Origin of the sequence: Mycobacterium sp. UM_CSW (assembly GCF_000455205.1) — a bacterium.
Taxonomy (GTDB): Bacteria; Actinomycetota; Actinomycetes; order Mycobacteriales; family Mycobacteriaceae; genus Mycobacterium.
On the sequence record NZ_AUWQ01000078.1, the window covers coordinates 1 to 11,718 of the forward strand.

Annotated in this window: 13 protein-coding genes; 6 read left to right on the forward strand and 7 right to left on the reverse strand. The window is 68.6% G+C overall.

Annotation, left to right across the window (positions count from 1 at the left end; all coding sequences use genetic code 11):
- Nucleotides 1–235: 235 nt before the first annotated feature.
- Genes N415_RS23645 through N415_RS23660 form a run of 4 tightly spaced genes read right to left on the reverse strand, consistent with a single transcriptional unit; the run spans nucleotide 236 to nucleotide 1,844 of the window.
- Nucleotides 236–661, reverse strand: a complete 426-nt coding sequence (locus N415_RS23645; protein WP_068187279.1) for a molybdenum cofactor biosynthesis protein MoaE — start codon at nucleotides 659–661, stop codon at nucleotides 236–238.
- Nucleotides 658–1,140: a MogA/MoaB family molybdenum cofactor biosynthesis protein gene (locus N415_RS23650; RefSeq protein ID WP_068187301.1), complete on the reverse strand. Its 483-nt coding sequence runs from the start codon at nucleotides 1,138–1,140 to the stop codon at nucleotides 658–660. Before N415_RS23650 ends, N415_RS23645 begins: the two co-directional genes overlap by 4 nt.
- Nucleotides 1,140–1,640, reverse strand: coding sequence for a cyclic pyranopterin monophosphate synthase MoaC (gene moaC / locus N415_RS23655; protein WP_081665463.1), 501 nt, complete (start codon nucleotides 1,638–1,640; stop codon nucleotides 1,140–1,142). Before moaC ends, N415_RS23650 begins: the two co-directional genes overlap by 1 nt.
- A gap of 3 nt (nucleotides 1,641–1,643) precedes the next feature.
- Nucleotides 1,644–1,844, reverse strand: a complete 201-nt coding sequence (locus tag N415_RS23660; protein ID WP_173817347.1) for a hypothetical protein — start codon at nucleotides 1,842–1,844, stop codon at nucleotides 1,644–1,646.
- Between the two features lie 105 nt (nucleotides 1,845–1,949).
- Between N415_RS23660 and N415_RS23665 the strand changes: the two genes are divergently transcribed.
- The gene (locus tag N415_RS23665) at nucleotides 1,950–4,202 is read left to right on the forward strand and encodes a helicase-associated domain-containing protein (protein ID WP_068187283.1); all 2,253 of its coding nucleotides are present in this window, start codon (nucleotides 1,950–1,952) and stop codon (nucleotides 4,200–4,202) included.
- Between the two features lie 61 nt (nucleotides 4,203–4,263).
- The gene (locus tag N415_RS23670; RefSeq protein WP_068187285.1) at nucleotides 4,264–5,913 is read left to right on the forward strand and encodes a DNA repair helicase XPB; all 1,650 of its coding nucleotides are present in this window, start codon (nucleotides 4,264–4,266) and stop codon (nucleotides 5,911–5,913) included.
- Nucleotides 5,914–6,007: 94 nt separating this feature from the next.
- Here the strand turns inward: N415_RS23670 and N415_RS23675 are convergent, their stop codons facing one another.
- Both N415_RS23675 and N415_RS23680 read right to left on the reverse strand, forming a co-directional pair.
- Nucleotides 6,008–7,153, reverse strand: a complete 1,146-nt coding sequence (locus N415_RS23675) for a thiolase family protein (RefSeq protein WP_068187287.1) — start codon at nucleotides 7,151–7,153, stop codon at nucleotides 6,008–6,010.
- Nucleotides 7,154–7,219: 66 nt separating this feature from the next.
- Complete coding sequence (locus tag N415_RS23680; protein ID WP_068187289.1) at nucleotides 7,220–7,633, reverse strand: OB-fold domain-containing protein; 414 nt, start codon at nucleotides 7,631–7,633, stop codon at nucleotides 7,220–7,222.
- Between the two features lie 317 nt (nucleotides 7,634–7,950).
- Between N415_RS23680 and N415_RS23685 the strand changes: the two genes are divergently transcribed.
- A complete protein-coding gene (locus N415_RS23685; protein ID WP_068187291.1) occupies nucleotides 7,951–8,244 on the forward strand; it encodes an antibiotic biosynthesis monooxygenase in 294 nt (97 codons plus the stop codon).
- Here the strand turns inward: N415_RS23685 and N415_RS23690 are convergent.
- A complete protein-coding gene (locus N415_RS23690) occupies nucleotides 8,241–9,230 on the reverse strand; it encodes an LLM class F420-dependent oxidoreductase (RefSeq protein WP_068187293.1) in 990 nt (329 codons plus the stop codon). The genes N415_RS23685 and N415_RS23690 overlap by 4 nt on opposite strands.
- A gap of 94 nt (nucleotides 9,231–9,324) precedes the next feature.
- On the opposite strand from N415_RS23690, the gene N415_RS23695 reads away from it, so the two are divergent.
- From N415_RS23695 to N415_RS23705, 3 genes are read left to right on the forward strand one after another with little or no spacing between them, the layout of a single operon-like run.
- On the forward strand, nucleotides 9,325–9,567 hold the full coding sequence (locus tag N415_RS23695; protein WP_068187295.1) for a hypothetical protein: 243 nt from the start codon (nucleotides 9,325–9,327) through the stop codon (nucleotides 9,565–9,567).
- A 41-nt stretch (nucleotides 9,568–9,608) separates the two neighbouring features.
- Entirely contained in the window at nucleotides 9,609–10,817 is a 1,209-nt protein-coding gene (locus N415_RS23700) for an FAD-dependent monooxygenase (protein ID WP_068187297.1), read from the forward strand.
- Nucleotides 10,818–10,837: 20 nt separating this feature from the next.
- A complete protein-coding gene (locus N415_RS23705; RefSeq protein ID WP_068187299.1) occupies nucleotides 10,838–11,695 on the forward strand; it encodes an LLM class F420-dependent oxidoreductase in 858 nt (285 codons plus the stop codon).
- The last annotated feature ends 23 nt before the right edge of the window (nucleotides 11,696–11,718 follow it).

Consider the following 11,718-nt stretch of genomic DNA (forward strand, 5'->3'; position numbering starts at 1 on the left):
CCGTGCCGCCGGCGCCGCCCGCGGACGCCGCGCCGCCGTCCGACTCACCCCGCACCGCGGACGTGGGCTTCACCCGGCAATTGTTGGAAGCGATCCGCGGCGCCGACATCCACGGGAACGACGCGCTGGACGCCCTGGGGCAGCCGCCCCAAGCCAGCTGACGCCTCCACTTATCCCAGACGCCCGGCGCTCTCCCGCTAGACCTGCCGATTGTGGGAGGGCGCCCGGGTCGTCACTAGGCCGAGCCCACCCACTCCTCGGTGCCGTCGTCGAAGAACTGGTGCTTCCACACCGGTAACCGCGCCTTGATGGTGTCCACCAGCTGCGCGCAGGTGTCGAACGCCTCCTGCCGATGGTCGGCGGCCACCGCGGCCACCAGCGCCGCCTCCCCGATGTGCAGCACGCCGATGCGGTGGCTGGCCGCGATCGCGCGCACCCCCCTGGACAACTCGGCGACCTCGCCGACGACGTGGGCCAGCACCTGCTCGGCCGACGGATGCGCGGAATACTCCAACCGCACCACCCGGCGCCCACCGTCGTGGTCGCGAATCATGCCGACAAAGCCGACGATCGCCCCGGCCGACTGATGGCCCACCAACTCTTCGTGCTCCGCCAGAACGATCGGCTCTTCGGTCATGGCGGCGCGCAGCAGCCGGGTCATCCCTGGTGATCCCCGCCGGCGAGCTGGTCGAGTGCGTGGTCGAGCACGTCGGCGAGCACGCCGAGCCCGTCGCGCACTCCTCCGGGTGATCCCGGCAGATTCACGATCAGCGTGCGGCCGGCCACGCCGCATACGCCGCGCGACAGCACCGACGTCGGCACCTTCGGCAGGCCCGAGTGGCGGATCGCGTCGGCGAGGCCGGGGATCATGTAGTCCAGCACCGCGACCGTCTGGTCCGGGGTGACGTCGCTGGGCGAGATACCGGTGCCCCCCGAGGTGATGATCAGGTCGACCTCGGCGTCGAGCGCGCCACGCAGCGCCTCACCGACCGGCTCCCCGTCGGCAACCACCTCGGGCTGCACGGGCGAAAAGCCATGCTGTTCAAGCCATTCCGCGATGATGGGCCCGCATCGGTCGTCGTACACGCCGGACGACGCACGGCTCGAGGCGATGATTATTCGTGCGGATCGCTCGCCCATCACCGCTCCCAGGTTCCGGTCTTGCCGCCCTTCTTGCGAAGCACCCGAATGTCATCGAGACGGGCGGCCGGGTCAACAGCTTTGATCATGTCGTACAGCGTGAGCCCTGCCACGCTGACGGCGGTCAACGCCTCCATCTCCACGCCCGTGCGGTCGGTGCTGCGCACGGTCGCGGTGATCTCGATGTCCGACTCGCCGACGGTGAAATCGACGTCCACCCCGGTGAGCGCGAGCTGATGGCAGAGCGGGATCAGGTCGCTGGTGCGCTTTGCCGCCAGAATGCCCGCCACCCGCGCGGTGGCCAGCGCGTCGCCCTTGGGCAGGCCGCCGGTCGAGACGAGCGCCACCACCTCAGTCGAGGTGCGCAGGGCGCCCGCCGCGACGGCGGTGCGCCGAGTGGCGTCCTTTTCCGTGACGTCGACCATGTGCGCCGCACCCCGCTCGTCCAGGTGCGAGAGCGTGCCTGCCGAGGCCTTGGCGGCCTCTGGGGCCCTAGCCATGGGTTATCGGTTGACGACCGTTACCGGGTGAACGTAGGGCAGGTCGGTCGCGGGCAACGGGAAGACCAGCTCCCCGAAGGGTGACAGCGCACCCGTCCGGTCGCTCACCAGTTCGCTCACGGCGTGGTCGTCCGGGTCCGTCGTCGGCCAGCCGTTGTCGACGTAGTTGGTCTTGCGCGCCTTGCCTTCAGCAGAGTCAGCCACGGGGTCCATTCTGACAGGTGGCGCCCACGCCCGCGGCGCAAGGCCACGCTGACCGTGGGATTTGCGTACCAGCCGGTCGCGAGGACTGCTTTACGCTGGTCAGCAATGACCGATAACACCCCGGACATCCCGCTGGGGTCCTGGCTGGCCGACTTGCCCGACGAGCGGCTGATCCGACTGCTGGAACTCCGGCCAGACCTCGCCCAGCCCCCGCCTGGCAGCATCGCGGCGCTGGCCGCGCGCGCCCAGGCGCGCCAGTCGGTCAAGGCCGCCACCGACGACCTGGACTTCTTGCGGCTGGCGGTGCTGGACGCGCTGCTGGTGCTGCAGGCCGATTCGGCCCCGGTGCAAATCGCCAAGCTGCTCGCACTCATCGGCGACCGGGCCCCCGAGGCCGACGTGCTCGGCGCGCTGGACGACCTGCGGCAGCGCGCGCTGGTCTGGGGCGAAGCCGCGGTCCGGGTGGCCGCCGATGCCGGCACGGCCCTGCCGTGGCACCCGGGGCAGGTCACGCTCGAGGACAGCTCCCGCACGGGCGAGGAGATCGCCGGCCTCATCGACGCCCTCGATCAGGCCCAGCTCGATGTCCTGCAAAAGCTGCTCGAGGGTTCGCCGATGGGCCGCACCCGCGACGCCGCCCCCGGTGCCCCGGCGGATCGCCCGGTGCCGCAGCTGCTGGCGACGGGTCTGCTGCGGCGCATCGACGCCGAGACCGTGATCTTGCCCCGGCACGTGGGGCAGGTGCTGCGCGGCGAGGATCCCGGGCCCATGCAGCTGACGGCCCCCGACCCGGTGGTGACGACCACCACCGCGGACGACGTGGACGCGGTGGCCGCGGGAGCCGTCATCGACCTGCTTCGCGAGTTCGACGTGCTGCTTCAAACCCTGGGCGCCGCACCGGTTTCCGAGCTTCGCAGCGGCGGACTGGGAATTCGCGACCTCAAACGGCTGGCCAAGACGACCGGCGTCGAGGAACCGCGGCTGGGCCTGATCCTCGAGGTCGCCGCCGCGGCCGGATTGATCGCCAGCGGCATGCCCGACCCGTTGCCCGCCGAGGGCGAGGGACCGTACTGGGCGCCGACGGCGGCCACCGAACGGTTCTCCGCGATGACCGCGGCCGAGCGTTGGCACCTGCTGGCCGGCACCTGGCTCGACCTTCCGGGCCGCCCCGCCTTGGTCGGCACCCGCGGCCCCGACGCCAAACCCTATGGCGCCCTGACCGATTCGCTTTACTCGACGGCCGCGCCGCTGGACCGGCGACTGCTGCTGGGCATGCTGTCCGAGCTGCCGCCCGCGGCCGGTGTCGACGCCGTCACCGCCTCGGCCGCGCTGATCTGGCGCCGTCCGCGCTGGGCCAGACGGCTGCAGCCGAAACCCGTTTCCGATCTGCTAGCCGAATGCCACGCGCTGGGCCTGGTCGGTCGGGGAGCGCTCAGCACGCCCGGGCGAGCGCTGCTGGACGACGCTGGCGACCCGGAGCTCGCCGTGCAGGCGATGACGCGCGCGATGCCCGCTCCGATCGACCACTTCCTGCTGCAGGCCGACTTGACCGTCGTGGTGCCCGGCCCACTGCAACGCGACCTCGCCGAGGACCTGGCCACCGTCGCCACCGTCGAATCGGCCGGCACGGCGATGGTGTACCGCATCAGCGAGCAGTCCATCCGGCACGCCCTCGACATCGGCAAGACCCGCGACTGGATGCACGACCTCTTCACCAAGCACTCCAAAACCCCGGTGCCGCAAGGGCTCACGTACCTCATCGACGACGTCGCCCGTCGGCATGGCCAGCTCCGAATCGGCATGGCCGCATCGTTCGTGCGGTGCGAGGACCCGGTGCTGCTCGCCCAGGCCGTCGCGGCCGCGGAGGACCTGCAGTTGCGCGCCCTGGCGCCGACGGTCGCGGTGTCGCCGGCGCCGATCGCCGAGGTGCTCGTCAGGTTGCGGCAGGCGGGCTTTGCCCCGGCCGCCGAGGACTCCTCCGGTTCGATCGTCGACGTCCGGCCTCGCGGAGCGAGGGTGCCCACCCCCCAGCAGCGGCGGCCCTACCGGCCTGCGCCGCGCCCCAGCGGCGAGACGCTGAACGCCGTCGTCGCGGTGCTGCGCAAGGTGACCGCCGCGCCGTTCGGGAATATCCGCGTCGACCCCGCGGTCACTATGTCGATGTTGCAGCGCGCGGCCAAGGACCAGGACACGTTGGTGATCGGCTACCTCGACGCCGCCGGCGTGGCCACCCAGCGGGTCGTCTCACCGATCTCCGTGCGGGGCGGTCAGCTGGTTGCCTTCGATTCGGCGTCCGGGCGGCTGCGTGACTTCGCCATCCACCGCATCACATCGGTGGTGTCGGCGGAGTCCGGATAATAGGCGCTATGACCCGCGCCGTCGACGATGCAGAACGAAGTGATGGGGAGGAGCGGCGCAATTGACTGACGGACCATTGATCGTGCAGTCCGACAAGACGGTGCTGCTCGAAGTGGATCACGAGCTGGCCGGCGCCGCACGCGCCGCCATCGCGCCGTTCGCCGAGCTGGAACGCGCGCCCGAGCACGTGCACACCTACCGCATCACGCCCCTGGCGCTGTGGAACGCGCGCGCCGCCGGCCACGACGCCGAACAGGTCGTGGACGCGCTGGTCAGCTTCTCCCGTTATGCGGTGCCCCAGCCCCTGCTGGTCGACATCGTCGACACCATGGCCCGCTACGGCCGACTGCAGCTCGTCAAGCACCCCGCGCACGGCCTGACGCTGGTCAGCTTCGACCGCGCGGTGCTCGAGGAGGTGCTGCGCAACAAGAAGATCGCGCCGATGCTCGGCGCGCGCATCGACGAGGACACCGTCGTCGTCCATCCCAGCGAGCGCGGCCGCGTCAAGCAGATGCTGCTCAAGATCGGCTGGCCCGCAGAGGATCTCGCCGGCTACGTCGACGGCGAGGCGCACCCGATCAGCCTCGAGCAGGACGGCTGGCACCTGCGCGACTACCAGCAGCTGGCCGCCGACTCGTTCTGGTCCGGCGGTTCTGGGGTGGTGGTGCTGCCCTGCGGCGCCGGCAAGACGCTCGTCGGTGCGGCCGCGATGGCCAAAGCCGGTGCGACGACGCTGATTCTGGTCACCAACATCGTCGCCGCCCGGCAGTGGAAACGCGAGCTGGTCGCGCGCACCTCGCTAACCGAGGACGAGATCGGTGAATACTCCGGCGAGCGCAAGGAGATTCGGCCCGTCACCATCTCGACGTACCAGATGATCACGCGGCGCACCAAGGGCGAATACCGCCACCTGGAGCTCTTCGACAGTCGCGACTGGGGACTCATCATCTACGACGAGGTGCACCTGTTGCCGGCGCCCGTGTTCCGGATGACCGCCGACCTGCAGTCCAAGCGCCGACTTGGCCTGACCGCCACGTTGATCCGCGAAGACGGCCGCGAGGGCGACGTGTTTTCCCTGATCGGTCCGAAGCGCTACGACGCGCCATGGAAGGACATCGAGGCGCAGGGCTGGATCGCGCCGGCAGAATGCGTCGAGGTGCGGGTCACCATGACCGACAACGAGCGGATGATGTACGCCACCGCCGAACCCGAAGAGCGATACCGGCTGTGCTCGACGGTGCACACCAAAATCGCTGTGGTCAAGTCGATTTTGGAAAAGCATCCGGGCGAGCAGACTCTGGTGATCGGCGCCTACCTCGATCAACTCGACGAACTCGGCGCCGAGCTCAATGCCCCGGTGATCCAGGGATCGACGCGAACCAAGGAACGGGAGGCGTTGTTTGACGCCTTTCGCCGCGGCGAGGTGTCCACCCTGGTGGTGTCCAAGGTGGCGAACTTCTCCATCGATTTGCCGGAAGCGTCGGTAGCGGTGCAGGTTTCGGGGACCTTCGGCTCGCGCCAAGAGGAGGCCCAGCGGCTGGGCCGGTTACTGCGGCCCAAGCACGACGGCGGCGGGGCCATGTTCTACTCGGTGGTGGCCCGGGACAGCCTGGACGCCGACTATGCCGCGCACCGCCAGCGCTTCCTCGCGGAGCAGGGTTACGGCTACATCATCCGCGACGCGGACGACCTACTGGGCCCGGCGATCTAACCGCGAGCAGACGCAAAGTCCCCCAAAACTGGGCATTCTAGGGCGATTTTGCGTCTGGTGGCCGGGCAGGGCCCGGCGAACACTGCCAGAGGAACTAGAGCGACAGGATCGTCGCCGAGGCAGTGCCGGGTGCGCCGTACACCTGGGCCAGGCCCACGCGCGGGTTGCCGGGCACCTGACGCTCGCCCGCCTCGCCGCGCAGTTGACGCACCAGCTCGTGCATCTGCCGCAGGCCCGAGGCGCCGATCGGCTCGCCGTTGGCGATCAGCCCGCCGTCGGTGTTGACCGGCATCGAGCCGTGGATCTCGGTGGCGCCGTCGGCCAGCAGCTTCTCCTGCTCACCGTCGGCGCACAGGCCGGTCTCGGCCATGTGGATGACCTCGTTGCCCGCGTCCGTGTCTTGGAGTTGGGCCACGTCGACGTCCTCGGGCCCGATGCCGGCGGCCTCGTAGGCCGCCTTGGCGGCGTACACCGTCGGGGAGACATCCTCGTCCAGCGGAGCGAAGGTGGCGTGCACCTCGTAGGCGCCGTAACGGCGGGTACGGATCTCGCAGGCCCGCACATATACCGGCTTGTCGGTGTAATTGTGCGCCATGTCGGCCCGGCACATGATCACCGCCGCGGCGCCCTCGTCGGGCGCGCAGAACATGTACTGCGTCAGCGGATAGTTGAGGACGGCCGAGTTAAGGATCTCCTCCTCGGTAATCGGCTTGCGGCGGAACGCATTCGGATTCAGAGCGCCGTTGCGGAAGTTCTTCGCCGCCACCTTGGCCAGCGTGGCCTGGGAGATGTTGTGGTCGTGGATGTACTTGTTGGCCTTCATGCCGAAGAACTTGGTGGTGACGAACTGCCCGTTCTGCGCGTACCACTGCGGCAGTGCCAGCTTGGCGGGGTCGTCGGTGAAGGCGCCGCGCGGGTGCTTGTCCAACCCGATCGCGATACCGAGGTCGTACTTGCCCAGCCGGATGGTGTCGGCGGTCTGCTGAATCGCGCTGGCGGCGGTGGCGCAGGCGTTGAACACGTTGGTGAACGTGATGCCGGTCAGCCCGACCAGGCGGGTCACCGCGTCCGGGTTGGACACCTCGTGGCTGCCGCCGAAGCCGAACTGGATGTCCTTCCACTCCACGTGGGCGTCGGCCAGCGCGGACTGGATGGCCTCGGCCCCCATCTGCATCGCGGTCTTGTCGAACCTGCCGAACGGGTGCAGGCCCACACCGATGATGGCAACGTCGTTAGTCATCTCAGGCTCCTTTTGATTATTGGTGGCGACCCGCTTCACCCGGCTCCGCCGCGCTCGCGACCGCCACTACGCCGGCTGGAAAGCGAACGTCATGACCTCGGCGCCCTCGTCGTCGGTGGTCAAGGGCACCATCGTCAGCTCGACCTCTTGGCCGAATTGCAGCTTGGCCGGATCGTTTTCGGTCAGCCGCGCCTCGACTCGGATGATGTCGCCCAGCTGCACCAGGCCGACGCCGAAGGGCACGAAATCGTTGCCGGTCGGGCCGGCGTAGGGGGCGCCGGGCGGGAAGCCTTGGGTGGTCCACGCCACCAGGGTGCCGCGGCGCGGCAACAGCAACTCGGTCATCTCACCGCCGCTGCAACGTGGACACCACTGCTGCACCGGGAAGGTTGTGGCACCGCAGTTGGCGCAGCGACTCCCGATCAGCTGCGGGTTCTCGTCAGGCCAGGTGGAGATTTCGGGGGCCAGCGCCTTCTGCATTAAGGATCCTCCAGCGTCCGAACAGAACAATGCTAACTGAACCGTATAACAGCTTTCCGAAAAGTGGAAACCGCATTCTCATTGTCGCGTAGCCGAATCTCGTCCGAAACACCGGACCCACCGTCCCTGGACGAGGCGGTCGACGTTTTGCCCGCCTCCGAGCGACAACCCTGGCCACGGCCCGCCGCCTCCCCTGGCATTGTCGCTATGAGGCGGGCACATTGGACATCCCTTCGGCGAGAGACTGGTGTGGCCGGTGTGACCGTCGCCGGCACGTTATGGTGTCGGAGCCCCGAGTCGACGATAAGGAGACGACTATGCCGGTCACGGTGCTGCTCGAACTCAGGCTCAAGCCCGAGTCGGTGTCCGCGGCGCGCGAGGTCATGGGCCGGGCGCTGCAAGTCACCCGCGCGTTCGACGGGAACCTCGTCACCGACGTGCTCGTCGACGAGGACGACGACGCGCACTGGGTGGTCTACGAACTCTGGGACACGGTCGAGCACGACGAGGCCTACCGCGCGTTCCGGGCCGGCGAGGGCAAGATTGCCGAGCTGCCGCCGCTGCTCGCCGCGCCCCCCGTCAAGACGCGGTACGCGACCACCGACATCTAGCTCAGCGCGGGGATGACTTCCCGTTCGAACAGCTCGATGCCCGAACGGTCGTACGCGGCCTCCGGGAAATAGCAGATCGCGTACTCACACCCGAGGGCGCGGATCTTCTCGAGCCGCTCGATCGCCTGCTCCGCGGTGCCCACTGCCGAGCCCGGCCCGGTGGTGCCGGCGATCATGGCATCGGCGGCGGCCTCGGGCACATAGCCGACCAACCGGTCGCGCACGCGGCGCAGCCGATCCTTGAAGTCGTCGTCCGACGTCCCGATGATCGCGTTGACGTTGACCGAACGCACGATCGCCCCGAAGTCGGTGCCCACCTCGCGGCAATGCCCTTCCAGCACCGACGACTTGTGGGCGAACGCCTCGAGCTCCGGGGTGAAGTTGGTGTACTGCGCGTATTTCGCGGCGATGCGCAGGGTCACCTTCTCCCCGCCGCCGGCGATCCACAGCGGTATGCCGTTGTCCTGCAACGGCTTCGGGGCGACGATCGCGCCGTCGACCTGGTAGTGCTCGCCGTCGAAGCTGACCTTGCCGTCGCGCCAGGCGTCGCGCATGATCTGGACGCCCTCGTCCAGCCGGGCCAACCGCACCTTGGCCGACGGGAATCCGTAACCGTAAGCGCGCCACTCGTGTTCGTACCAGCCGCCGCCGATTCCCATCTGGATGCGGCCGCCGGAAATGATGTCGGCGGTCGCGGCCACCTTGGCCAGGTACACCGGATTGCGGTAGCTCATCGCCGTGCACATCTGACCGAGTTTGATCCGCGACGTCGTCGCCGCATAAGCCGCCATCAGCGACCACGCCTCGTGGGTGGCCTCGCCCGTTGGCATCGGGACGGTGTGGAAGTGGTCGTAGACCCACAGCGAGTCCCATGCGCCGTTGTCGGCGTGGGCTGCCAACTCGCGCATCACCGCCCAGTGTTTTTCGGGTTCGATGCCGACGAGATCCATCCGCCAGCCTTGGGGAATGAAGAGACCGAAGCGCATAGCAAGGGACTTTAGCCCGGTGCCGGGTGCACCTCATAGGCGATGCATAGCTTCGACCCAGCCGTCGCCGACAACCGGGCCTTAGAAATGACGCATGACAAACCTCGGGCACGCTCGCCACCGCAAAGTCCGTGCGCTCCGACTGATCTTCGCGGGTGCCGCGGCCATCGCGGCGCTCACACTGTTTATCGCCTCGCCGCCTTGCAAGACCGCGACTGACGCAGCATCCGGCCCGTCGGTCACCGCGCCTTTCGCCACCGACGACACCAATTTCGTCAACGACAACGGCCAGACCTCGGGCGACATCTTCACCCAGAACGCCCAGGACCAGAACTAGCGCTGCTTGGGCGTAAATATCGGCGGTTAGGCTTACCCGCTATGCGGGTTCTGATATCCGGTGCCAGCATCGCCGGGCCGGTGCTGGCCTACTGGCTTACCCGCCATGGCTTCGACGTCACCGTGGTCGAGCGCGCGGCGACGCTGCGCAAGACGGGCGGCCACGCCGTCGACCTGTTCCGCCCGGCGATCGAGATCTCGGCGAAGATGGGCGTCTTGCCCCGCATCGAGGCGCTCGCCACCGGAACTGACCGCCTGACGATGTATCGGGAGGGCCGGCCCCAGCCCACCGAGGTCGACCTCACCAAGCTGGTGGGCATCGCATCCGATCGGCACGTGGAGATCATGCGCGACGACCTCAGCGAGATCTACTACGACGCCGGCCGCGACGACGTCGAATACCTCTTCGGCGACTCCATCACGGCGATCGAGCCCGACGGCGAGGTCACCTTCGAGCGCTCCCCTGCCCGCAGCTTCGACGTGATCGTCGGCGCCGACGGACTGCACTCCAATGTCCGGCGGATAACGTTCGGCGACGAAGCCGGCCTCACCCGCTTCATCGGTGGCTACCTGGCGGTGGTGTCGGCGCCCAAGACGCTGGCCGTCCCCGGCGAGATGCTCGGCCACATCGGCGTCGGTCGGCTCGTGGCCGTCTACACCGCGGATCATCTGGACGACGCCCGGCTGGTGTTCATGTTCCGCAGTAAGGATGAGCTCGACTACGATTATCGGGATTCGTTGCGGCAGAAGGAATTACTGCGCGACGCCTTCGCGGGGATGCACCCTCAGGTGGACGACTGGCTGGGCGAAATCGACCGGACTCCCACGTTCTACTTCGACGCGATCAGCCAGCTGCGGATGAACATCTGGTCGCGGCGACGGGTCACCCTCGTCGGAGACGCCGGTTATTGCCCCGGCCCCGCTGTCGGCGGCAGCACCAGCCTCGCCGTCCTGGGCGCCTATGTGCTGGCTGGCGAACTCGCCCGGGCCGACGGCGATCACCTGCGCGCGTTCGCGGCCTACGAACTTCAGATGCGCGAACCGGTGCATCGCAGCCGCTCCTTCGCGCGGGGCGCCGCCAGGACCATCATCCCCGGCTCCCGGGCCGGTGTCTGGGCGTTAACCCGTGGGGTTCAACTGATCTCGTTGATGCCCGGCTCGCTCTCCAGGTCTCTGGCGAGGCTGAATACCAAGGGCGTGCGCATGTACGACTCGATGCGGGTTCCCGACTACAGCGAAGTCGAAGTTTGACGCGAAGGGAATGATCGCCCGTGGACCTTGCCGGTGTGGGTATCTGGAGCAGCCAGCTGCGCTACGGCGATGCCGCCGAAATCGCAGACGCGGCAGCGGAATTGGACGAGCTTGGCTTCACCGCGCTGTGGATCCCCGACGTGGGCGGGCCGGTGTTCGACGCGGTGGGGCGGCTGCTGACCGCGACGGCGCGGACCGTGATCGCCACCGGGATCCTCAATCTCTGGATGCACGCGGCCGGCGATGTCGCCGACTCCTATGCCGCCCTGACCGCTGAGCACGGCGACCGTTTCCTGCTGGGGATCGGCGTCAGCCATGCCCCGTTGATCGACGCCGGCGAGCCCGGCCGCTACCGCAAGCCGCTGGCGGCGACGGCGTCGTTCCTCGACGGGCTGGACGCCGCACCGCGTCCCGTGCCCGCCGCGGCCCGCGTGCTCGCCGCGCTCGGCCCGAAGATGCTCGAACTGTCGGCGACGCGCGCCCGCGGCGCGCACCCCTACCTCGTCACCCCCGACCACACCGCGTCCGCCCGTTCGACCTTGGGCGAGGGCCCGTTGCTGCTGCCGGAGCAGACCGTGATCCTGTGTGACAGCGCTGACGAGGCGCGCCGCGTCGGAACCGATTGGCTGCGTGCGTATTTGGCGTTGCCCAATTACGCGAACAACCTGCTGCGCATTGGCTTCTCCGAGGACGACCTGGCGCAGGTCAGCGATCGGCTCTTCGACGCGATCATCGCGTGGGGCGACGAAGGCGCCGTCATGCGCAGGGTGGCCGAGCATCAGGCGGCTGGCGCCGACCACGTCTGCGTCCAGGTGCTGCTGGCGGACCCGAGTGCGTTCCCGCGCGAGCAATGGCGTCGAATCGCCGCGGCACTCTGAGCACGCAGACGCGAAAGCCCCCG